Origin of the sequence: Brevibacterium sp. HMSC063G07 (genome assembly GCF_001810665.1) — a bacterium.
Taxonomy (GTDB): Bacteria; Actinomycetota; Actinomycetes; order Actinomycetales; family Brevibacteriaceae; genus Brevibacterium.
In genome coordinates this window covers 61472-83749 of record NZ_KV802321.1, presented here as the reverse complement: position 1 = coordinate 83749, position 22278 = coordinate 61472, and the positions used below count along the sequence as shown (strand labels likewise).

Below are 22278 nucleotides of genomic sequence, written 5' to 3'. Positions count from 1 at the left end.
TCAAGTCTTCACATTCGGCTTGCCGCTTCTTGCACATGCGGCGACCGGTTAGTGAGACCTGCCGGGTCAACGCTTTATCTTCTCACGGTATTCCGCTCAGACCCAATCGGCCCCACCACGTGCCTCTTATCGCAGCCATCCGGGAAGCACTGCCTGTTCGGCCGCCGCTGCCTGAAGTCGAGCCAGGGAGTGTTCCGGATCCAGGTGAAGAGCCGCCGAAGCGTAGTAGTCCGAGAACGACAGGCGCCCCCTCACCCATTCCAACCAGGCAAGAACTGCGAGTGCATCCGGCAGCGCTCCGCTCGCGGCATAAGCCGCAATTGTCTTCATGAGTTCACACCCCAGCTCAAGCCGACTCATATCGGGAAGAGCTTCGCTGTAGCCTACACACTCGTTCATGTACTCAGGCCGGACAAACTCTTCAAGCAGCATCCTCTCCGTGTGCTCATCACATTCTTCTGGCAGTTCGGCAGGCTGCAGACCGGGGTTTTGAAACGCCATGAGGAGCATAAGCAGATCGCGCCGCCGCGGATTGGCGAGCATGGCATCGGCGGCATTGAGTGCTTGCGGCGACAGCGCACCCGCACACACGTTTGGCGAGGCACCACCCATGTGCAGGTGTTCGGCTTGTGCCAGGGAATCGGCCAGAGCCGCGAACGCTGCGGCCGGCGTTCCGAGGAGTTCTTTCGCCCGTACGATTTCAGAATCCGGCGTGGGCAGCGCTGCCGCTTCTGCCAAGCCCGCCGGCCGAGTCTTTTCTCGCCTGCACCGGTGCACGTTCCGTGGCGAGGCGAAATCCCCGCAGAGATCGGCGGCAGCCCAGACGGGACGCCCCACGTCGAAGCCGGAGTCAGCAAGCTGATCGCACACCGCGTAGATGCCATCCCGGTGCACCTTCCACGACTGTGCTTCTATAGGCCCGGCGAAGCCCAGAATGTCGTGGAGGTCGGAGCAGAAAACGGCCGGGAGCACGGTTTTCACGTCACCGAGACCTCGAACGAGGTCCAGCACATCGCCGGCAGCCCCATCGGCGAAGCCCATGGCGACTGCTGTGCTGTAGTCGATGCGGAGTACGCCCAAGCCGGGGCCTTCACCGGCACCGGGGTCCATAATGCCCAGCAGGACCAGTGAGTTCTCCGGCCTGTAGCCCAGCGTGTCAACCGCGGTTTCAACAATGTCTTCTGGTGTTCTGATGGTGATCTTCTTCATGCGAGAAGTGTTTTCCCGGAACGTCCGAGCTGCCAACACGCTCTCGTGGACTGTGGAAAGCAGCCTGGTTGTGCACAAGCCGGAGAACCCGAGTGAGGTCCTTCCTAGACTGGCAGCATGGGCAGACAACGACGAACCGCTGAGCGCGAGCGCGAAGTTCACATCGATACGGGCACGGCTGTCCTCGAGCCCGTCGCCGGCGAACCCGATTCCTTTGTCCTGTGGATCAACGGGGTGCCTTCGTCCTGCATCGCGCTCTCTGACCCCCTGCGATTGGATTTCGAATACCTCGATTGGATGTCCAGAATCATCCGCGTGCGCCACGATGACGCCGACGGCCGCGGAACACCCCTCCGGGCGGTCCACATCGGTGCAGGCGGGTGCAGTCTTCCCCGCTGGATTGATGCCCACTGCCCCGGATCGAGGCAGACCGCCATCGACATCGACGCGACCCTGCTGAAATACGTCCGCGAGTGGTTTGATCTGCCGAAGAAGCCGCGGCTGGCTCTTCGCGCAGGTGACGGCGCACTCGAAATCCGGTCGTTCCGCCCCAGCAGCCTCGACGTGCTCGTCCGCGACGCCTTTGCCGGGAGCATAACTCCCCCGCCTTTGGCGACACGGGATTTCTTCGACCAGTGCGCACACGTTCTGGCGCCCAGCGGGACCTTCCTGGTCAACATTGCGGCAGCTCCACCTCATGAGCGGCTCAAAGACGAACTGCGGCTGCTGCAGCAGTCATTTGCCTATGTCGGCATGGCAATCGATCCGGGCAATATGCGCGGTCGCCGCTACGGCAACGCCGTCGCAATAGCCGCACACACCCCGCCCGAACCCGGCACTGTGGCCCGCGCACTGCGCGGAGGGCCGGCAATTGCCCGCGTCTTGGAGGGAACACAGCTGACAGCTTTCACCGGCCGCTGAAACCCACTACCCCCAGTGCGCGTACGCGGGCGAAGCCACGGCATAATTGAATGCCGATCGGAGGGAGAAGGGTGCAGGAAAACAGCGAAATCCAGCGGGAGCAGACATATGTCTCTCGCGTCTACGATCGCCTGGACAGCCTGCGCGAAGAAGCGCGCAGCAAACTCAGCACCGTTCGCGCATCCAAGGTCGGCGGCAACCACCAGAACCGCTCCGAACGCGATGCCTTCGCCACCATGTACGAAGACCAGCTGCTGCGGCTGCGCGAAGCCGAAACCGGCCTGTGCTTCGGGCGGCTCGACATGGCTGAGAACAAGACCACCTACATCGGGCGGATCGGCATTTCCGACTCCGACCAGAGCCAGCTGCTCATGGACTGGCGAGCACCGGCCTCCGAACCGTTCTACCGGGCTACCGCGGCCAACCCCGCAGGTGTCATCCGCAGGAGGCACATCGCCACCCGCGGGCGCGCCGTCATCGGACTGGAAGACGACGTCCTCGACATCGACGGACTAACAGCCGCCGAACGCGATGACCTGCACGGCGAGGGGGCACTCATGGCCGCGCTCGAAAGCCACCGCACGGGGCGCATGGGCGACATCGTGGCCACAATTCAGGCTGAGCAGGACCAGATCATTCGCCGCCCGGCGGACGAAACGGTGGTCGTCCAAGGCGGCCCCGGCACCGGCAAGACCGCTGTCGCCCTGCACCGGGCCGCCTACCTTCTGTACCGGCAGCGCACCAAGATCGCCGGTTCCGGCGTGCTCATCGTCGGCCCCACACCCGTGTTCCTCAAATACATTGAAAAGGTGCTGCCGAGCCTCGGCGAAACCGGCGCTGTTCTTCTCACCCCGGGCCAACTGCTGCCGGGCTTTGAAGCCCAACTGCATGACGGCCCGAAGACCGCCGCGGTCAAGGGCAGTCTGCGGATGGTCGATGTCATCAAAAGGGCTGTCCGCGGCTACGAGAGGGTTCCGGCAGAAGACCAAGAACTCGCCGTCGGCTTTCAGCGCGTCACCCTCAAGCGCAAGTCCGTGCGCCAGGCCATCAAGCGGGCCCAGCGTTCGGGCAAGCCTCACAACGAAGCACGCGACGCCTTTGCCCAGCAGATCCTCGACGAGCTCGTCGAACAGCTTCTGCAGAGTTCACCCCTGTCGGGGATGGATGATCCGCGCGGCCACCACATGGCCGATCTGCGCATGTCAGCGGATGTGCGCCGGGCCATCAACCTGTGTTGGCTGCCCGTCAGTGCCGGCCGCGTGCTGAGCGATCTGTACACGAAGCCGGCGAAGCTCGTAGCCGCTGCCGACGGACTGCTGTCGTATGAGGAAATGGCTCGCCTGCGCCGCGGCAAAGACGAGCCCATAACGGTGGAGGACATTCCGCTGCTCGACGAGCTCGAGGAGCTGCTGGGCTCAGCTGCCGCTCGCCCGCGTGCAGGTGCAGAAACGGAATACGCGCAGGCGGTCAACGACATGATGGGCACTTCGGACTTCGTGTCAGCCGAACTGCTTGCCCAGCGCTTTGCCGACGGCGGCGATCACCGTCCCCTGGCGGAACGGGCAGCCGAAGACCGTGAGTGGACGTACGGGCATCTGGTAGTCGACGAAGCCCAAGAGCTCAGCCCCATGCAGCTGCGGCTGCTGTTCAGGCGAGTGCCGAGCAAATCTGCCACGATCGTCGGCGACCTCGCCCAGGCCAGTCTGACGGACACGGCGCGCACGTGGGAGGGTGTTCTCGCTCCCCACGTGGGATCGCGCCTGTCACTGACCGAACTGACAGTGTCCTATCGCACTCCCGCGGCAATTCTGGAACCGGCAAATGCGCTTCTGCGCACGCACTTCCCCAACCTCGAAGTGCCGACACCGGTTCGCGATGGTGACGCTGCGCCCACGGTTGCTCGACTGTCTTCTGACGAGGTGCCCTCAACTGCCGCTGTTTGGGCGGCTGAACAGCTGCGTGAGCTCGGAGGGGGCCGGGCCGCGGTCATCGGCACGGCAGCCCAGCTGCGCGAAGCGGCACGGACTTTGGACGCCGACGGCTCCCAGTTCGGCATCGGCACGTCCGGCATTGACTTTCCCGTCGCACTGCTGCAGCCCCACCAAGCGAAGGGCCTGGAATTCGATGCGGTTGCCCTCGTCGAACCGGCGGATTTCGCAGCTGCGGGCGATTCGGCTGCCGTCGGCGATCTCTACGTGGCACTCACGCGTGCCACAGCGCGCCTCGGAGTATTTGAAAGTCGGGATTCGCTCGTCACCGCCTGGCTGTAGGAACAGCGGGCAGAACCAGCCGGTGCAGACCGCTGTGGTCTCGCTGTGTCAGTGCCTTCTGCAAGAGTGTTGGCACGAGCAGCAGAAACGAGGCCATCATGTCATTTCCATCACCTGTGGAACTCTGCCGCGAACTGGGTTCTCCCCACGGCAGCGAATCCACCGACGCCATTGAATTCTGTCCTCAGCACTTCGCCCGGTGGTGGCCGCAGGACTGCCCTCTGCCCACTGTGCTGCACTCCGACGGCTGGAACAGCAGAGCGCGCATTACACGCGGTCAGCTGTTTGCGCTCGGCCGCAGGGCCAGCACAGCCGAAGACGCTGTGAAGTTCTTCGCCGCGACAGCCGCCTACGGCAGCGGCACACAGGCACGCAGCGTCTACCGGGCGTGCCGTGCACCGGCAGTAAGCGGTTTCGGCGAAGTTCTTGCCGATCTGATCGATCGCGGGCGCGGGCTCACAGCCGCCGAATCCTTTGCGCTGTGGCACAGTGCGGTGCCGTTCGTCGGACCTTCGACTTTCACCAAGCTCGCCTATTTCTCTCAACCGGAATGGTCTTTGGAAACAGCCGACAAGCCCATGATCCTCGACGGCCGGATACTGCGCGCCCTCAACTGTGCCGGGGCTGCGATCTCGTCGCGCCTCTACAGCGAATACCTCGACCTTCTGGCTATGACCGCTGCCCTGGCGGGCTGGTCTGAATCCGCCGTTGAAAGACGGTGGACGCACATGGGCCTGAAGCTGTTGGGTACGCCAACTTCCCACACAGTCTGCGCACCGGCCCTGCTTTTGTAGAGGCTGGTCAGGCGCTGTCTGAATGCAAGGAGAATAGAAACAGGCGGCACCGGCTTCCCCTCCGATGCCGCCTGTTGCGACCACACTTAAGTGTGTGCCTTTATTTTAAGCACAGGGGCTGCCCAGTGTGCAAATCGCCATCAGAGTTCTTTGCCCGCTGTCCGTTCGTCGCGTTCTGCACGCAGCGATTCAATAGCGTCTTCAAAGTCTTCAAGGCTTTCAAAGCCCTGGTACACACTGGCAAACCGCAGGTATGCCACCTGATCGAGCTCACGCAGCGGAGCCAGAATGGTCAGCCCCACTTCGTCCGCATCGATTTCGGCTACACCGCGAGCGCGAATGGCTTCTTCGACGGTCTGGGCGAGCTTGGCCAGATCGTCTTCTTCAACAGGACGCCCTTGGCAGGCCTTGCGCACGCCCGAGATCACTTTGGAGCGAGAGAACTCCTCGGTCACGCCCGAACGTTTGATGACCGACAGGCTGGTGGCTTCCATCGTGGTGAAGCGGCGCCCGCAGGCGGTGCACTGCCTGCGTCTGCGGATCGACGCGCCGTCTTCGGCAGTGCGCGAATCCACAACGCGCGAATCTGCGTTGCGACAGAAAGGACAGTGCATCAGTCCTCCATGCGAATCTGCACGGCAGCGCCGTGCGCGGGAAGGTCTTCCACTGCGCTGAACGCACTGATGTGACCGGCGACGGCCTTCAGCGCTTCTTTCGAGTAGCTGATCACCTGACTGCCCTTCATAAACGACATAGTGCCCAAAGCGGAAGCAAAAGCAGCCGAACCGACGGTGGGAAGCACATGGTTCGAACCGGAACAGTAGTCCCCCAGTGCCACGGGCGAATAGTCGCCGATGAACACCGAACCGCCGTTGACGATCCCGCGGGCTGCTTCTTCGGCGTTGTCTCCGTGGACTTCAACGTGCTCGCCCGCATAGGCATTCGCTACGGCGATCGCATCGTCCTGTGAGGAAACCAGAATGGTGCCGGACTGTTCGCCTCTGAGTGCCTGCTCAACGCGCTCGCGGTGCGGAGTCTGCGCTGTCTGTTCAGCCAGGGCCAGATCAACTGCATCGGCAATGTCTTCGCTGTCGGTCACCAGAACAGACGCGGCGAGAGGATCGTGCTCAGCTTGACTCAGCAGGTCTGCGGCTGCAAACTCGGGGCGCGAACCGCTCAGCGCCACCACAATGATCTCGGTGGGACCGGCAACAGCGTCAATGCCCACAACATCCCGGACTTCTGCCTTGGCGGCAGCCACAAAAGCATTGCCCGGACCCGTGATGAGGTCCACCGGCTCGAGGTCTTCGCCATCGGAGAATCCGTAGGCGAAAGCACCGATTGCCTGTGCGCCGCCCATCGCCCACACTTCGGAAACCCCAAGCAGATGAGCGGCCGCCATAACCGTGCGGTTTGGCAGACCGTCCGGGCCGGGCGGTGAGGCAATGGCCATCGACTTCACGCCCGCGGTCAAAGCGGGCACCGCGTTCATCAGGACTGTTGACGGATAGGCGGCCAGACCGCCGGGAACATAGAGACCCACCCGCTCAACCGGCTGCCACCTGCTGGTGACGGTGCCGCCGTGGGCAAAGGTCTGGGTGCTGTCCGACGGCAGCTGTCCTTCTGACACGCGGGCCAGACGCGTGCGCGCTTCTCCCAGAGCCTCTTCGACGTCCGCCGGAAGTTGGTCGTAGGCCTTCTTCAGTTCGGCCTCGGGAACACGTAGGTTCTCCAGCTTCACACCGTCAAAACGATGGGTGAGGTCAACAACTGCTTCACGCCCGCGCTCACGCACATCGGCAAGCACCTCGGCGGCCGCACCCGCGGCGTGGGAAAAGCCCGCGTGTGCTCGCGGCACCGCGGTGCGGAGGGTACGGCGGTCCATGTCGGTGTTGCGCAGATCGATGCGGCGAAGAAGTTCAGTCACACCGTTAGTCTACGGAGCCCAGCGGAGCAGACTGTGCTGCACCCGCCCGTCCGACAAGGCCGTGCCCCGGCGCGGGCAGGTCAGCCCTGCAGACAGCGCGGGCCCAAGAGGGCTTTGAGGTCACCGAAAAGGCTGGGGCCGCTGGTCACACTGCACGAACTGTCCAAACGCATGAGGGTTGTCCGTCCCGGCTGTTTGACGGCAAGCCGGACCTCGGTGGCTCCGCGGTTTGACCGCAGGATGTCGCCTAGCTGGGTGACCAGCTGTTCGCTCAGCATCGAGTGGGCAACGCTGAGCACCAGCGGGCGGTCTTCGGGATCGGTGACGTCTGGAATCGTCATCGACTGAGCCATGAGTGACGTCGGCCTGTCATCCGACTGACGGACTCGGCCGGTGATCGTCACCACCAGGTCGATTGCCAGCAGCGAGGCAACCGGCTCGTAGACATCGCCGAAGAACATGATTTCCAGGCTCGCCTCAAGGTCCTCCACCGTGACGATGGCATAGGGCTTGCCGGAGTTCTTCGATACTTTGCGCTGCACCTGCGTGATGATGCCGCACACTGTCACACTCGAACCATCGCGCACGTGGCTTTCAGGGTCGAGCAGCTGAACAATCGATGTGTCGGCTTCACTTGCCAACACTCCCTCCAGCCCGTTGAGCGGGTGATCGGACACGTACAGGCCGATCATTTCGCGTTCAAAGGCGAGCTTTTCCTTCTTGTCCCATTCGGGTCTATCGGGCACGGGAACTGAGAACTCCGCCCCCTCGCCTTCGCCCAAACCGGCAAACAGATCGAACTGGCCGACAGCCTCCTGCCGTTTGACGCCGATGACCGAGTCGACGGCCTCTTCGTGGATTTCCACCAGGGCGCGCCGAGTTTCGCCCAGCGAATCAAAGGCACCGGATTTGATGAGCGATTCCACCGTGCGCTTGTTGCACACGTGTGAGGGCACTTTCTCCAGAAAGTCTGAGAACGACCCGAAATCGCCTTTTTCGGCGCGGGCGCTGACAATCCCGTCGACAACGTTGTCGCCCACATTGCGCACCGCACCCATGCCGAAGCGAATATCATCGCCGACCGGGGTGAAGTTCAGCTGCGATTCGTTGACGTCCGGCGGCAGCACGGTGATGTGCATCTTTCGACACTCGTTGAGGTAGAGGGCCAGTTTGTCCTTGTTGTCGGCAACCGAGGTCAGGAGGGCCGCCATGTATTCAGCCGGATAGTGCGCTTTGAGGTAGGCCGTCCAGTAGGACACCAGGCCGTAGGCGGCGGAGTGTGCCTTGTTGAACGCGTAGTCTGAGAATGGCAGCAGAATGTCCCAAAGCGCCTGAGCGGCTTCCTTTGAATAGCCGCGCTCCTTCATACCCCCGAAGAAGCCCTCCTGTTGGGCATCCAGTTCAGCCTTTTTCTTTTTGCCCATTGCGCGGCGTAGAATATCGGCCTGGCCGAGGGAATAGCCTGCGACCTTCTGCGCGATCGCCATGACCTGTTCCTGGTAGATGATCAGGCCGTAGGTTGTGTCGAGAATCTCCGCCAGCGGTTCGGCAAGCTCCGGGTGGATGGGTGTGATCGGCTGCAGGCCGTTTTTGCGCTTGGCGTAGTTTGTGTGCGAGTCAGCGCCCATCGGCCCCGGTCGGTAGAGCGCCAGGGTTGCCGAAATGTCTTCGAAGTTGTCCGGCCTCATCAGCCTCAGAAGACCCTGCAGTCCCCCGCCGTCGAGCTGGAACACCCCGAGCGTGTCACCGCGGGCCAGCAGCTCATAGGTCGCTTGGTCTTCCAGTTCGAGGGTTTCCAGATCGAGGTCGAAGTCGCGGTTGACCTTGATGTTCTCAATCGCGTCGGAGATGATCGTCAGGTTCCGCAGCCCCAAGAAGTCCATCTTGATCAGCCCGAGGCCTTCGGCCGTCGGATAGTCGAACTGCGTGATGACCTGGCCGTCTTGGATGCGGCGCATGATCGGGATGACGTTGATAATCGGCGCCGAGGACATGATGACACCCGCGGCGTGCACTCCCCACTGCCGTTTCAGGCCTTCCAGGCCCAACGCGGTGTCGAAGACTTCGCGTGCTTCCGGATCGTTTTCGATGAAGGTGCGGAAGTCCCCGGCCTCCCCGTAGCGAGCCGCCTTGGGGTTTTCGATATCGGCCAGGGGAATGTCCTTGGCCATGACCGCCGGCGGCAGTTCCTTTGTCAGCCGCTCCCCCAGCGAGAACGGCTTGCCGAGCACCCGGGCGGAGTCTTTCAGCGCCTGTTTGGTTTTGATGGTTCCGAACGTCACGATCATCGAAACGTATTCGGAGCCGTATTTGCGGGTCACGTATTCAATGACCTCACCGCGTCGACGGTCGTCGAAGTCGACATCGAAGTCGGGCATCGAAACGCGGTCGGGATTAAGGAAGCGCTCGAAGATCAGACCGTGCTCTAGCGGATTGAGGTCGGTGATGCGCAGGGCGTAGGCGACCATCGACCCAGCGCCGGAACCGCGGCCGGGGCCCACGCGAATGCCGTTGTCCTTCGCCCAGTTGATGAAGTCGGCGACCACGAGGAAGTAGCCCGGGAAGCCCATATTGGCGATGATGTCCAGTTCGTAGTCAGCCTGCTTGCGCACATCGTCGGGTATCCCGTCGGGGAAGCGGTAGTGCAGCCCCTTATCGACTTCCTTGTACAGCCAGGACTCTTCGTCTTCGCCGTCGGGGGTGGGGAACTTCGGCATGAAGTTTGCATTCGTGTCAAAGGACACATCGCACATTTCGGCAATGCGCAGAGTATTGTCGCAGGCTTCCGGCATTTCTTTGAAAAGGGCCCGCATTTCCGCGGCGGACTTCAGGTAATAGCCGGTGCCGGAGAAGGCAAAGCGCGAACCGCCCTGGTCGTAGGTCGGTTCGATGAGCTTCGATCCCGATTGGATGGCCAGGAGCGCTTCGTGAGCTTTGGCGTCCGATTCGTGGGTGTAGTGGAGGTCGTTGGTTGCCACAAGCGGCAGGTCGAGGCGCTTGGCGATTTCCAACAGGTCTTTGGACACGCGCTTTTCAATGCTGAGCCCGTGGTCCATGATTTCGCAGAAGAAGTTCTCTTTGCCGAAGATTTCCTGAAACTCTCCGGCGGCTGCAAGGGCTTCGTCGAACTGGCCGAGGCGCAGGCGCGTCTGCACTTCGCCCGACGGGCAGCCGGTTGTGGCGACAATGCCTTCCGAATGCTGCGCAAGCAGTTCCCGGTCCAAGCGGGGCCATTTGCCGAAAACGGAGTCAAGAGAAGCCAGGGAGGCGGCTTTGAACAGGTTCGACATTCCCCGGTTGTCGCGAGCCCACATCGTCATATGGGTGTACGCGCCTCCACCGGATACGTCGTCACCGCGCTGGGATTCGTCGGCCCGCCACTTCACTCGGGTTTTGTCATGCCGGGAGGTTCCCGGTGTCACATATGCTTCCAAGCCGATGATCGGCTTGATTCCGTTGGCCACGGCCTGAGAGTAGAAGTCGAAGGCACCGAACAAGTACCCGTGGTCGGTGATTGCAATCGAATCCATTCCACTGGCTTTGACGGCCTGCATGAGGTCGCCGAGGCGGGCGGCCCCGTCGAGCATCGAGTATTCGGTGTGAACGTGCAGGTGCGAAAAGCTGTCAGCCACGGATCTGCTCTCCTTACTCGCCGGCAGCAGCGCGCAGGTGGTCGAGCGCGTTCTGCAAATCAGCCGGGTACTGAGATTCGAATTCTACGTACTCACCGGACTCGGGGTGCACGAACCCCAGCCGCACGGCGTGCAGCCATTGCCGCTCAAGCCCGAGCCGGTCGGCCAATACGGGATCAGCCCCGTAGGGAAGATCTCCGCAGCACGGGTGCTTCGTGGCGGACATGTGCACGCGAATCTGGTGCGTGCGGCCGGTTTCCAAATCGACTTCGAGCAGGCTGGCCGATCGGAATGCTTCCAGCAGGGTGTAATGGGTGACGGCGTGTTTGCCTTCGGAGCGCACGGCGTAGAGGCCGTCGCGCCGCGGGTGCCGTCCGATAGACGCTTCGATTGTTCCCACCACCGGATCCGGCAGTCCCTGAACAAGTGCGTGGTAGGTCTTGTCGACTTCCCGCTGTTTGAATGCCCGTTTGAGAACGGAGTAGGCATGCTCACCTTTGGCGACAACCATGACTCCCGATGTGCCGACGTCCAGCCGATGCACGATTCCCTGGCGCTCGGCAGCTCCGCTCGTGGCGATTCTATGGCCGGCCGCGGCAAGCCCCCCGATGACAGTAGGACCCGACCACCCCGCTGCCGCGTGGGCTGCAACGCCGATCGGCTTATCGACCACGATGATGGCAGGATCTTCATAGAGGATCTTCATGCCGGGCACGGGGTCGGCGACGATGCGCAGCGGCTGTTCAGGTTCGGGCATGACGACGTCGACCCGTGCCCCGCCGGCTACGCGCGACGACTTCTGAGCCCGGGTCCCGTCAATGTGGACGCCCCCTTCAGCGGCAATCTGGGCGGCTTTTGACCGCGAGAGCCCCAGAAGCCTCGACAGCGCAGCGTCGATGCGTTCGCCGTCAAGGCCTTCGGGGATGAGGAATGAGCGCTCAGTCATGGTTCTCCTGCGATTGAGCCTGCGAAGCGTCAAGCGGAGTGCCTTTCAGGGCCGCCAGCATGAGGATGACCGCTGCAGCCGTGATCGCTATATCGGCTACATTGCACACAAAGAAGTGCAGGTCGATGAAGTCGACAACCGCGCCGTGGAAGACGCCCGGCGGTCGAAACAGGCGGTCGAAGAGGTTTCCCAGCAGACCGCCTTGAAGGAGTCCCAGCCCCAATGCCCACAGCGGTGAGCTCAGACGGCGAGCAGCCACCACAATCGCAAAGAACACGGCAACGGCAATTGCGGTGAAGATCCACGTGCTTGAGGCCCCGAGCCCGAACGCCGCCCCGGGATTGCGCAGGAAGACAAAGCCGGCAAGGTCGCCGAACACAGCTATCCGCGGCTGGCCTTCGAGAGCTGTGACGGCGATAGCCTTAGTCGCTTGGTCGAGGGCAAAGGCCAAAGCTGCGATGCCTGCCAGCAGCAGGCGTGCGGAGCGTCGAGTCACTGTTCTCCTGGAAGCTGGTCGAATGGACTGGATACAAGCAGAGGCGGCCATCTTCTGATGGCCGCCTCTGTCATATGGGATATCAGAGCGAGTTCGGGTTTCCGCCCACCTTGTTGCCCGAAAGGGTTTCCGGTGCGAGCGTGCCCGAGCTTTCGAGGTCGCGCAGCTGATCCGACAGGTAGCTCTTGAGGCGGGTGCGGTACTGGCGCTCGAAGTTCTGCAGACCGTCGATTTCGCGTTCGAGCGAAGCCTTCTGGCCCTCCAGCTGGCTGAGTGTGTCGTCGCGCTTCTTTTCGGCAGCCGAAAGGATTTCGTGGGACTTCTTTTCGGCTTCGCCGATGATTCTGTCGCGGGTGCGCTCACCTTCAGCAACGTGTTCGTCGTGGACGCGCTGGGCAAGGGCGATCAGGCCGTGAGCGTCCTGGTCTCCGCTGCGCGAGCTGCGTGCGGCGGAAGAGCCGGACGAGCTCGATACGGCGGAGGGAGCTCCAATAGGAGCGGAACCACCGAGTTGTTTGGGATTGAACGGAGCGGTCGCGGAAAGGTCCACCGGAGCGTTGTCGGCCTTGGAGGTTCCAGCCGGGGCAGGCGAGGACGCCTTCTTCGACTCGAGATCTTCGACCTTGGCTTCAGCAGCCGAAAGCTTCTGACGGAGGTCGTCGTTTTCGGTGTACAGACGGCGCAGCTCGACAACGACCTCGTCGAGGAAGTCGTCGACCTCGTCCTGGTCGTAACCTTCACGGAACTTAACGTGCTGGAACCGCTTGTTAACTACGTCTTCAGGCGTAAGCGCCATGAGCCCACCTTTTATCGAGATTACAGTTGCTACATCGATGAACGATTTAGATAACACTTTAGACCACAGCGGGGCGTTTTGTCTTTTCGAATGCCAACTCGTGCTATCGAAAGTGTCGGATTCTGAGAAACAACTGAGTGCGGAAAAGCACGCTCACAGCATGCTGTAACCGAATCGTATTAGGATCCCGGCCACAACCTGCACCGCTATGAAAACGACGATGAAGCCGAGGTCAAGGGCGATTCCGCCCAAGCGCAGCGGGGGAATCACCTTGCGCACCGCCTTCACCGGCGGATCGGTCAGCGTGTAGATGATTTCAGCCGCCGCGAGCATGAAGCCCTGAGGTCGCCAGTCTCGGCTGAAAACCTGGATGAGATCGAGGATCACACGGGCGATGAGCACGTACACGTACAGGTTGAGCACCATGCCGACGATGATGAATGGATAGCCCACTCTCAGCCCTTTCGAAGGAAGAAGACGACGGATGGTTGTCCCGCCGCCCCCTTAGAGTACCCGGTCGGTTCGCTCAGCTCTGGTTGAAGAAGCTTGCCTGGGAGTCTTCTTCGCCGTCTGCCTCTGCAGTCACTTCAATGTTCTCAGGTGTGAGAAGAAACACCGAGTTCGTGACCTTTTCGATGGATCCGCGCAGGCCGAAGATCAGACCCGCGGAGAAGTCGACGAGCCGCTTGGAGTTTGCTTCGTCCATGGCGGAGAGGTTCATGATGATCGGCACGCCTTCACGGAAAGTGGTTCCGATGATTTTGGCATCGTTGTACGAACGGGGATGAATAGTCTGAATGCGAGACATGGTCGAGGGGGCCGCCGTTTCTACCGGGCGCACGGAGGCGCGGATGGGAGTGACCTGCGCCGGCGCAGGTTCAGGCTCACTCGGAACGATGGTTGGTGTTTCCGGCACCTCTTCTGGCTGTTCAGCACGCACTTCTTCTGGCGCGTAGCCGTCCTCGTAGCCTTCTTCGCCGAAGCCGAAGTAGTTGCCGATCTTCTTAAGAGTAGACACGGGACCTCCTGGTGCCGTCCGGGGGAAGCTCTCTTAACGAAACTACAGCACGAAAGGCGGAAAGATCCCGACCTGCTAGGGCGTGTCGCCGCTTGGTTCAAACCAAGCCACTACTGCGGTGCGCCCCGTGATCTGCTCGCGTCGATAAGAGAAGAGATCGGCAGATTCGTATGTGCACGTCCGCGAAAACTCTGCGATTTCGACACCGGCCTTCGCCAACTGGTGAGCCACACCGCCGGACACGTCAACAGCAGCCGTTCCGACCGCAGACACCGCTCCGGACACCGGGCAAATCTCCATGGCTTCTTCCCGCATACTTTCAGGGACTTCATAGCACCGCGGGCAGATGGACGGACCGATGTATGCGGAGATTCTTTTCGCACCGGCCGCACGCATTTCTTCGGCCGCCTGAACTGCAGCACCGGCGAGCATTCCGCGACGCCCGGCGTGCACAACACCCACATGACCGGTATCCGGCGCAGTGAGTGCAACCGGAACGCAGTCGGCGGTGAGGATTGCCAGGCCAACACCGGGCCGGCCAGTAATCTGTGCGTCCGCCTGCGGTCCGAGGCCTATGTCGTCATCGGTCTGCACGTGGTGCACATCGGCACCGTGAACCTGGCTGACAAAGCTGATCTTGTCAGCCGAAAGAGACAGAACGGCAGCGAGGGCGGAGCGGTTCGCATCAACAAGCGTGTCGTCGTCTCCCACCGAACGGCCCAGGTTGAGCGAATTGAAGCTCCCGAAGCTGTAGCCGCCCCAACGGTCGGTGAAAGCCACGTGAGCTTTCCCCGCCAAACCGCTGTGAACGTGTCTGGCCTGCAGCACGGCGCTACTTCAGGAAGGAGGGAATGTCGAGCGAGTCGCCGCCGAAGTCATCGCGCTCATCCGGCAGTTCCTGTGGGATATCGCTCTTCTGTTCAGCTTCGACCTCCGGGGCTTCCGGGGCCGGGCTGTCTTCGCGCGCAGCCTGCGTGGCCGCAGCCGCCTGCGGTGCGGCAGCTGTCTGTGCTGCGGGAGTTGCCGCAGTCAGCGGCTGGCTTTCGCGTTCAGCCTTGGGCGTTGGGTCAAAGCCTGCGGCGATGACCGTCACGCGGACTTCGTCGCCGAGAGCTGAATCGATGACATTGCCGAAGATGATGTTCGCTTCCGGGTGAGCCGCTTCCTGAACCAGGCGGGCGGCTTCGTTGACTTCGAACAGCCCGAGGTCTTCGCCTCCCTGGACGAGCATGAGCACGCCGTGTGCACCGTCAATGCTGGCTTCCAGAAGCGGCGACGAGATCGCAGCTTCCGACGCTTGAATCGCACGGTCTTCTCCTACGGCAGAGCCGATTCCCATGAGTGCCGTTCCTGCGTCCTGCATAACCGACTTGACGTCAGCGAAGTCGAGGTTGATGTAGCCGGGAGTCGAAATGAGGTCAGTGATCCCCTGAACACCGGAGCGCAGGACTTCGTCTGCTGCGTTGAAGGCTTCGACGATTGTGACGTTTTTGTCGGAAATCGACAGCAGTCGGTCATTCGGAATGACGATGAGGGTGTCGACTTCTTCGCGCAGCGTGGCAATTCCGGCTTCTGCCTGTTCCGAACGGCGGCGCCCCTCAAAGGTGAAGGGCCGTGTGACAACCCCGATCGTCAGCGCACCCAGGCTGCGCGCAATGCGCGCAACGACGGGAGCGGCACCCGTTCCGGTGCCGCCGCCTTCGCCAGCGGTGACGAAGACCATGTCTGCACCCTCGAGCGCCTCCTTGATGGCGTCTTCCGAGTCTTCGGCGGCGCGTTTGCCGATTTCGGGATCGGCACCGGCGCCGAGGCCGCGAGTGAGTTCACGGCCGATTTCGATTTTGGTGTCTGCTTCGGACAGGACGAGGGCCTGGGCATCGGTGTTGATCGCGATGAACTCTACTCCGCGCAGACCGGCGTCGATCATACGCTGTACGGCGTTGACACCACCACCGCCGGTACCGGCAACTTTGATCTCAGCTCCGGAATTGGGGTATTCAGCCAAGTCGATTCCTCTTTCAGCGGTCGATGCCGATAATGGTCTTCGTCAGAACGGTATTAAAGGCGGTATGTGTGTGCAACCACCTGCGCGGTGTGTCTTAGCCGGTCAACCCTGCGAATATGCGTCCTGCGGCACGCGCGCCCACGCCGGCACTTCGTCCGTGGCAGCCGGGACTGCCGTGCTCTGCACGTCGATGGCCGCCGGTTCGTCTTGCATGACCGTTCGCGCAGTTGCGATCTTCGCCTCGACGTCAATCGGCTCGCCCAGGATCACAACGGCCGAGTAGTCCTTGCTGTGCCGTATGACCACGGCCGTCTGCGTGGGGCTCTTAACAGCAACGGCCGCGGTGTGCTCGGCGTTCTCCCCCAGACTGCTGACGAGCTGGGACGCGGTTTCGATGCCGGTCCGGTCGGCCGTTCCGACGTACAGCGGAACTCCCTTGGGCCTGCTGTCGGATTTGCTCAGCACAACCGCTTCGGGGTCGTAGATCTCCCAGCCTTCGGCGCGTTTGACCACAAACGCCGGCTGCCGGTCGTGCACCTTTACGCGCAGTGTGCGCGGACCCGCCGGGCTGATGTCGAAGCTGTGCGCAAGCGGAAACTCTTCGGCGAGTTCGTCTTTGAGCTCTTGGGATCGCAGCTGCGGCAACGGTGTTCCGCCATGCTGATCCAGTACGAAAGAGGCAACATCATCGGCGTTGACGAGCTTCTGGCCCTCAGCTTTGACATCCGTGAGTGCCAGCAGCGGGCTGAACCACGCGGCAGCTGCCAAGGCGAGCACGCCGACGGCTGCGGCGGAGGCCAGCAGCATCCGCCGCAGCCGCAGGGACCTGTGCTCCCTGCGGCGCTCGTCAAGGCTCGAGGTGCTCATCGGCTGCGCAGTGCGTCAAGAATCTCCGGCCCGACGATTGTCACGTCTCCGGCACCGGCGGTGATGACAACGTCACCGGGACGGCATCGCTGTGCAACGAGATCTGCCACCTCGGCAAATGACGGGACAAAAGTGACCTGCTCCTCTGGCAGCGGCACCTCAGCGGCGACGATCGCCCCGGTCACGCCCGGAATCGGATCCTCACGTGCGGGGTAGACGTCCATGACGATGACATCATCTGCCAAGCCCAGAGCCTCACCGAACTCGCGACGGAAATTCTGGGTGCGGCTGTACAGGTGCGGCTGGAAGACGACGCGCACACTGCGTTCAGGGTCGACAACCTGCTTGGCGGCGATGAGGAGATTGTGCAGCTCCGTGGGGTGGTGGGCATAGTCGTCAAACACCCGCACGCCCCTTTCAGTGCCTTTGTGCTCGAACCGGCGCTTGGTGCCGCCGAAGCGCCCCAGCCCCTCCGCGGCCGCGTCGACGTCGAGGCCGAGTTCTGCCACGACCGTCAGCGCAGCTGCTGCATTGCGCGCGTTGTACAGCCCCGGCAGGCTCAGTTCGTACCGGCCTGACCTGCCGCTCGCGGTTTCCAGAACAAAGCTTTGGGACTGGTGGGTGTGTTCGACGTCGACAATCCGGACGTCCGCGTCTGCCGAGGTGCCGTAGGCGATTACGCGGACTCCTCGGCTTCGCGCCAGGTCGGCGATTTCGCGGCTGCCGGCATCGTCGGCACAGGCAATGAGCACCCCGCCGTTCTCTTCGACCCTGTGGGCGAACTGTGCGAACGCCTCCCGGACCTTCTCCCAGCTGCCGTAGTGGTCAAGGTGATCGGCCTCAACATTGGTGACAACTGCGATTTCCGGGCTGTACAGAAGGAACGACCCGTCTGACTCATCGGCTTCGGCAACAAAGGCGTCACCGGTTCCGCTGTGGGCATTTGTGCCCGCAGCCGTCAGCACTCCCCCGATGACAAAGGACGGATCGGCACCACATGCCTGCAACGCCACCGTCGTCATCGAGGTCGTGGTCGTTTTGCCGTGAGTGCCCGCAATCGCAACCGTGCGGTAGCCCTCCATGAGCGCCGCCAGTGCTTCCGACCGGTGGATGATTGGAATTCCCCTGCTGCGGGCCGCCGCCAGTTCAGGGTTGCTTTCGCGAATCGCAGAAGACACGACAACCGTCCCCACACCGTCGACGGCTTCAGCGCTGTGCCCGATGTTGATCTTGGCTCCCTGTGCGCGCAGAGCCGTGACGACGGATGAGTCTTTGGCGTCAGAGCCGGTGACGGAGCAGCCGCGCATCAACATGACGCGGGCAATGCCGGACATCCCCGCTCCGCCGATGCCGACGAAGTGGATGGGCTCGCTGAGGTTGGGCTTCATTCAGCTCTCCTTTGTGTCGCGCTCACGACGGGTCTGGCGTTCGGACGGATAGCCGCGGTCGGGATGTTCTGCACCCGCTGCGGCAAAGATCTTCTCCGTCATCGCTCGATCGGCGCTGACGGGGAAGTCCAGCCCCCGAGCGGCGGCGCTCATCTGTGCAAGCCGGTCGGCGTCGCGCAACAGGGGCAGGACGGTGCTTCGCACACTGTCAGCAGTGAAGTCGGCATTGTCGATGAGCTTCGAGGCTCCGGCATTGACCGAATCAGCCGCGTTGCGCTTCTGTTCTCCGTTGCCGATTGCCAGCGGCACGTAGACCGCTGGAACTTCAGCGACTGTGACTTCTGCTACCGTTCCGGCGCCCGAACGGCACACGATGAGATCCGCGGCAGCGTAGGCGTTCTCCATGCCGTCGACGTATTCGACCACGTGATAGTCGGGGCAGTCCTTCGCCGCTTCCCGCAGCTCATCGGCTTTGCCCGCTCCCGTGATGTGCAGAACCTGAAGGCCGGTGAACTCCGCAGCGGTCTCGGCAAATGCTTCGTTGATCTTCTGCGCCCCGGATGACCCTCCCGTGACAACGAGGGTAGGAAGTTCGGGGTTGATGCCCAGCCGGTCCGCAGCCTGAGCTCGGTGGCCTGCGTCTGTGCGGTCCACCTGAGCGATTTCAATGCGCATGGGCATGCCCACGTGGTCACCGGCCATTGGCGTTGAGGCGAATGTGTAGCCGATGTGCGATGGGTGAGCGTATTTGGCACCGAGCTTGTTGGCCATGCCGGGAACCGCGTTAGCTTCGTGCAGAACAATCGGAATGCCGAGCGATTTGGCAGCCAGGTACGCGGGAGGGCAGACGTAGCCGCCCACTCCGACGACAACGTCGGTTCTGTGCTCCTTGAGCAGATGCCGCACCTGCCGGATGCATGATGCGAACTGGAAGGGAAAACTGAGAGCCTTGGAGTTCAGTCCCCGCGGGAACGGCACCTTCGGAATTGTCTCCAGGCGGTAGCCGGCCTGGGGCACGAGCCGCTTTTCCAAGCCTTCGTCCGTCCCGAGCATGAGGATGTCGGAATCGGGATCTTGAAACCGCAGATCATCGGCAATCGACAGCATCGGGGCAATATGCCCCGTTGTGCCGCCGCCGGCGAAGAGAACGTTGAGCATGATCAGCTCCTCCTTTTAAGGAAGGTCAAAGAGCCCCAGAAACGCGACCGCCGCTCGGCCAAAGCCGCAGCGACCCCGGTTTCTGAACGGGCAAAGGACAGCAGAAGACCCGCGGCTATCAGCGCTGCGAGCATCGACGAGCCCCCATAGGATACAAAGGGCAGAGGTACTCCGATCACCGGCGCAATTCCTGCGACAACCGCGATGTTGACCCCGGCCTGACCGATAAGCCAGGCAAAGACCGCCGCCGAAGCCGTCTGGACGAAAACACTCGTGGTCTGCACCATGAGCCGGTAGATCCCGAAGCCCAGAAGCGCAAACAGGCCGATGACAGCGGCTGCTCCCAGCAGTCCGAGTTCTTCGCCGATGATCGCGAAGATGAAGTCGTTGTGGGCTTCGGGAAGCCAGGACCATTTTTCGCGGCTGGCGCCGAGCCCCACACCCAGCCACCCTCCTGATGCAAGGGCGTAGAGGCCGTGGTCGGACTGCCAGTGGGCGCCGAGCGGATCACCGGCTTCCCCGCTGCTTCCGGAAAGCATGGCCATAACGCGGGTCATGCGGTTTTCGCTCGTCATGACGAAGAACGCGACGGACACGGCTGCTATAGCGGCCAGGCCGAAAATCCAGCGTTTGGGAAGCCCCCCGACGAGCAGTGCGGTGCCCAACACCAGAAAGAGGATCATGACCGTTCCCAGGTCCTGACCCGCGAGGACCAGGACAACCGCAGCACCGGCGAAGAACAGAAAGCCCGCCATGTTCTTAATGGTGAAAGGTCTGCGGACCATGAGCGCCATGTAGCGAGCTGTGAACAGCACCAGAGCGATTTTGACGAACTCGGACGGCTGAATCTGCACGGGGCCGATGCGAATCCAGTTGCGGTTGCCGTTGATGGAAACACCCAGAGGGGTCAGCGGCAGCACCTGCAGGATGAGACTGAGGATCAGAACCACATAGGTCAGGCGGAAGCTGGCCTTCACGGGCGTGAAGGACACTGCAAACATAAGAGCCAGGCCCGAGGCCGCATAGATCGCCTGCCGCAGGAAGACAGAGAACGCCGAAGAGACACTCGCATCCCCGGACGTGACCGATGACGCCGACAGCACCATGAGCAGACCGACGCCGGTCAGCGCCGTGACGGGAATGAGGATCAGGTAGAACGTGGCCGTCTTCCGCGCCAGAAGGCGCTGCCACCTGTCGGACAGCTCGGTGATCTGTGCACGGAAGCCCCGCCGTCGGGAAGGGGCTGCTCCGGTCACGACAGGGCACCTCGCACAGCGTCGGCGAACAGTTCACCGCGCGTTGCGTAGTTGAGGAACTGGTCCATGCTGGCCGAAGCCGGTGCCAAGAGCACCGTGTCGCCTGCAGCGGCGTGCTGCCCGGCCGCGGCGACTGCCCGGTGCATAACATCCGCCCCACGGCTTCGGCTGTCCTCCACAACGTCAGGACCCGACGGCGGAACTACCGTGTAGTTGACATTCGCGGCTTCGAGCGCCCCTATCAGCTCGGCAGAGTCTGCGCCGATGACAACTGCGGTCCGAATCCGGTCGGCAAAGCTCTTAACCAAGTCAGTGAAATCTGCGCCCTTGGCCAGTCCCCCGGCGATCCACACAATCGATTCGCACGCCGCCAGCGATGCGGCAGCGGCATGGGGGTTAGTGGCCTTAGAGTCGTCCACCCAGGTCACACCGTCTGCCTGCGCGACCACTGCGTTGCGGTGGTCACCCACCCGGTGATTGCGCAGACCGTCGCGAACAGCTGCCGGTTCAATGCCGATGCTGCGTGCCAAAGCAGCAGCGGCCAAAGCGTTGAGCACCTGGTGGTCTGCCGGTTTCGCACCGGGCGCTCCAGATGCCTGCGCGACGTCTTCAAGTGAGCCGAGTTCCTGGGCCGCGGTCTGCCGGCGCTGGGCAAAAGCTCGGTCGGCGAGAACGTCCCCGACTACGCCGAGTTCACCCACGCCGGGCGTGTCAAGGCGAAAGCCCACGGCGCGGGCACCTTCAATCACTTCGGCGTCCTCGACGAGTTCGCGCGTTGCGGAATCTTCGCAGCTGTACACGCACGCCAGCTGGACATTGGAGTAGACCTTCGCCTTATCGGCCACGTAGCCGTCCCAGCCGCCGTGCCAGTCGAGGTGGTCATCGGCAAGGTTGAGCACCGCGGCCGAATGGGCTGCCATGGAGAACTGCCAGTGCAGCTGGAAACTCGACAGCTCAATCGCGAGCACTTCGGCACCGGGATCGAGCACCGCCTCCAGCAGCGGAGCGCCGATATTGCCGCACGCCCTGGACTGGAGTCCCTGTGCTTTGAGCATCGAATCGAGCATCGAGGTGGTGGTTGTCTTGCCGTTGGTGCCGGTGACAACAAGCCACGGGGCGCTGTTGGCGCCGCGCACGCGCCAGGCGAGCTCCACCTCGCCGATCACCGGAACACAGTGTTCGGCGGCGTCGACCAGCAGCGGTTGGTCCGGCCGCCAGCCCGGCGAGGTGCACACCAGGTCCGGCAGACGGCCCGAAGCCGTGCGCGGCAGCTTCTCAACGTGTTCGGCTCCGCGGCGAATATCGACGTCAAACACCCTGAGAATTGTCTCGTGTTCAGATTCGTCACGCTGTGCATCGGCGTCGACGACGATGACTTCGGCTCCGCGCTCAGCCAGGTGGACAGCCATCGGGTAGCCGGATACCCCAAGCCCTGTCACGCACACGACAATGCCTGCAAGAGACGATTCCGGGCCGTGGATCGCTTCTGGAATGCGGTCTTTGTTCGGGTAGTCCACCGGCTCCGCTCCGGGCGGGCTGATGGCGGGAATGAGCACCGGCTGCTCACCGGCTGCATCGCCAGCGGGCATGACTGC

Annotated in this window: 19 protein-coding genes; 3 read left to right on the top strand and 16 right to left on the bottom strand. The window is 62.5% G+C overall.

Translation table 11 applies throughout. From position 1 onward, the window contains the following. Positions 1 to 126: 126 nt before the first annotated feature. Positions 127 to 1209, bottom strand: coding sequence for a DUF4192 family protein (locus HMPREF2757_RS11825; RefSeq protein WP_070572339.1), 1083 nt, complete (start codon positions 1207 to 1209; stop codon positions 127 to 129). Between the two features lie 117 nt (positions 1210 to 1326). On the opposite strand from HMPREF2757_RS11825, the gene HMPREF2757_RS11820 reads away from it, so the two are divergent. The 3 genes from HMPREF2757_RS11820 (at position 1327) to HMPREF2757_RS00390 (ending at position 5194) form a co-directional block, all read left to right on the top strand. After that, positions 1327 to 2130, top strand: a complete 804-nt coding sequence (locus tag HMPREF2757_RS11820) for a spermidine synthase (RefSeq protein ID WP_070572338.1) — start codon at positions 1327 to 1329, stop codon at positions 2128 to 2130. 71 nt (positions 2131 to 2201) lie between these two features. After that, on the top strand, positions 2202 to 4400 hold the full coding sequence (locus tag HMPREF2757_RS00395) for a HelD family protein (protein ID WP_083304017.1): 2199 nt from the start codon (positions 2202 to 2204) through the stop codon (positions 4398 to 4400). A 98-nt stretch (positions 4401 to 4498) separates the two neighbouring features. Further along, entirely contained in the window at positions 4499 to 5194 is a 696-nt protein-coding gene (locus HMPREF2757_RS00390; protein WP_141750116.1) for an 8-oxoguanine DNA glycosylase OGG fold protein, read from the top strand. A gap of 140 nt (positions 5195 to 5334) precedes the next feature. Here HMPREF2757_RS00390 and nrdR read toward each other — a convergent pair whose 3' ends face one another. The 15 genes from nrdR to murD all read right to left on the bottom strand — a co-directional run bounded on the left by nrdR (position 5335) and on the right by murD (position 22272). Next, entirely contained in the window at positions 5335 to 5808 is a 474-nt protein-coding gene (gene nrdR, locus HMPREF2757_RS00385; protein ID WP_070572332.1) for a transcriptional regulator NrdR, read from the bottom strand. Then, entirely contained in the window at positions 5808 to 7121 is a 1314-nt protein-coding gene (hisD, locus tag HMPREF2757_RS00380; RefSeq protein ID WP_141750115.1) for a histidinol dehydrogenase, read from the bottom strand. The genes nrdR and hisD overlap by 1 nt, the downstream gene beginning before the upstream one ends. Before the next feature lie 80 nt (positions 7122 to 7201). Continuing rightward, positions 7202 to 10708, bottom strand: coding sequence for a DNA polymerase III subunit alpha (gene dnaE, locus HMPREF2757_RS00375; RefSeq protein WP_070572972.1), 3507 nt, complete (start codon positions 10706 to 10708; stop codon positions 7202 to 7204). 58 nt (positions 10709 to 10766) lie between these two features. Next, the gene (locus HMPREF2757_RS00370) at positions 10767 to 11699 is read right to left on the bottom strand and encodes an RluA family pseudouridine synthase (RefSeq protein WP_070572331.1); all 933 of its coding nucleotides are present in this window, start codon (positions 11697 to 11699) and stop codon (positions 10767 to 10769) included. Continuing rightward, entirely contained in the window at positions 11692 to 12195 is a 504-nt protein-coding gene (locus HMPREF2757_RS00365) for a signal peptidase II (RefSeq protein WP_083304015.1), read from the bottom strand. The genes HMPREF2757_RS00370 and HMPREF2757_RS00365 overlap by 8 nt, the downstream gene beginning before the upstream one ends. Before the next feature lie 82 nt (positions 12196 to 12277). Beyond that, positions 12278 to 12991, bottom strand: coding sequence for a DivIVA domain-containing protein (locus HMPREF2757_RS00360; RefSeq protein WP_070572328.1), 714 nt, complete (start codon positions 12989 to 12991; stop codon positions 12278 to 12280). A 153-nt stretch (positions 12992 to 13144) separates the two neighbouring features. After that, entirely contained in the window at positions 13145 to 13444 is a 300-nt protein-coding gene (locus HMPREF2757_RS00355) for a YggT family protein (RefSeq protein ID WP_083304014.1), read from the bottom strand. Between the two features lie 73 nt (positions 13445 to 13517). Beyond that, positions 13518 to 14009 carry a cell division protein SepF gene (locus HMPREF2757_RS00350; RefSeq protein ID WP_070572326.1) on the bottom strand — a complete coding sequence of 164 codons (492 nt, stop codon included), beginning with the start codon at positions 14007 to 14009 and terminating at the stop codon, positions 13518 to 13520. Positions 14010 to 14084: 75 nt separating this feature from the next. Then, positions 14085 to 14789, bottom strand: a complete 705-nt coding sequence (locus tag HMPREF2757_RS00345) for a purine nucleoside phosphorylase YfiH/LACC1 family protein (RefSeq protein WP_226829352.1) — start codon at positions 14787 to 14789, stop codon at positions 14085 to 14087. Positions 14790 to 14841: 52 nt separating this feature from the next. Further along, a complete protein-coding gene (gene ftsZ, locus HMPREF2757_RS00340; protein ID WP_070572323.1) occupies positions 14842 to 16014 on the bottom strand; it encodes a cell division protein FtsZ in 1173 nt (390 codons plus the stop codon). A 102-nt stretch (positions 16015 to 16116) separates the two neighbouring features. Further along, positions 16117 to 16881: a cell division protein FtsQ/DivIB gene (locus HMPREF2757_RS00335; protein ID WP_141750114.1), complete on the bottom strand. Its 765-nt coding sequence runs from the start codon at positions 16879 to 16881 to the stop codon at positions 16117 to 16119. Next, positions 16878 to 18269, bottom strand: coding sequence for a UDP-N-acetylmuramate--L-alanine ligase (murC, locus tag HMPREF2757_RS00330; protein WP_070572319.1), 1392 nt, complete (start codon positions 18267 to 18269; stop codon positions 16878 to 16880). Before murC ends, HMPREF2757_RS00335 begins: the two co-directional genes overlap by 4 nt. After that, positions 18270 to 19427: a UDP-N-acetylglucosamine--N-acetylmuramyl-(pentapeptide) pyrophosphoryl-undecaprenol N-acetylglucosamine transferase gene (locus HMPREF2757_RS00325; RefSeq protein ID WP_070572317.1), complete on the bottom strand. Its 1158-nt coding sequence runs from the start codon at positions 19425 to 19427 to the stop codon at positions 18270 to 18272. It abuts the gene before it with no gap. 2 nt (positions 19428 to 19429) lie between these two features. After that, on the bottom strand, positions 19430 to 20683 hold the full coding sequence (ftsW, locus tag HMPREF2757_RS00320) for a putative lipid II flippase FtsW (protein WP_070572315.1): 1254 nt from the start codon (positions 20681 to 20683) through the stop codon (positions 19430 to 19432). Then, the gene (murD, locus tag HMPREF2757_RS00315; RefSeq protein WP_226829354.1) at positions 20680 to 22272 is read right to left on the bottom strand and encodes a UDP-N-acetylmuramoyl-L-alanine--D-glutamate ligase; all 1593 of its coding nucleotides are present in this window, start codon (positions 22270 to 22272) and stop codon (positions 20680 to 20682) included. Before murD ends, ftsW begins: the two co-directional genes overlap by 4 nt. Positions 22273 to 22278 lie beyond the last annotated feature (6 nt).

Excerpts from the sequence above, each read along its gene's own strand:
- HMPREF2757_RS11825 (WP_070572339.1), bottom strand. The coding sequence starts at position 1,209 with ATGAAGAAGATCACCATCAGAACACCAGAAGACATTGTTGAAACCGCG.
- HMPREF2757_RS11820 (WP_070572338.1), top strand. The coding sequence starts at position 1,327 with ATGGGCAGACAACGACGAACCGCTGAGCGCGAGCGCGAAGTTCACATC.
- HMPREF2757_RS00390 (WP_141750116.1), top strand. The coding sequence starts at position 4,499 with ATGTCATTTCCATCACCTGTGGAACTCTGCCGCGAACTGGGTTCTCCC.
- nrdR (WP_070572332.1), bottom strand. The coding sequence starts at position 5,808 with ATGCACTGTCCTTTCTGTCGCAACGCAGATTCGCGCGTTGTGGATTCG.
- dnaE (WP_070572972.1), bottom strand. The coding sequence starts at position 10,708 with ATGCTCGACGGGGCCGCCCGCCTCGGCGACCTCATGCAGGCCGTCAAA.
- HMPREF2757_RS00370 (WP_070572331.1), bottom strand. The coding sequence starts at position 11,699 with ATGACTGAGCGCTCATTCCTCATCCCCGAAGGCCTTGACGGCGAACGC.
- HMPREF2757_RS00360 (WP_070572328.1), bottom strand. The coding sequence starts at position 12,991 with ATGGCGCTTACGCCTGAAGACGTAGTTAACAAGCGGTTCCAGCACGTT.
- HMPREF2757_RS00335 (WP_141750114.1), bottom strand. The coding sequence starts at position 16,881 with ATGAGCACCTCGAGCCTTGACGAGCGCCGCAGGGAGCACAGGTCCCTG.
- murC (WP_070572319.1), bottom strand. The coding sequence starts at position 18,269 with ATGAAGCCCAACCTCAGCGAGCCCATCCACTTCGTCGGCATCGGCGGA.
- HMPREF2757_RS00325 (WP_070572317.1), bottom strand. The coding sequence starts at position 19,427 with ATGCTCAACGTTCTCTTCGCCGGCGGCGGCACAACGGGGCATATTGCC.
- murD (WP_226829354.1), bottom strand. The coding sequence starts at position 22,272 with ATGCCCGCTGGCGATGCAGCCGGTGAGCAGCCGGTGCTCATTCCCGCC.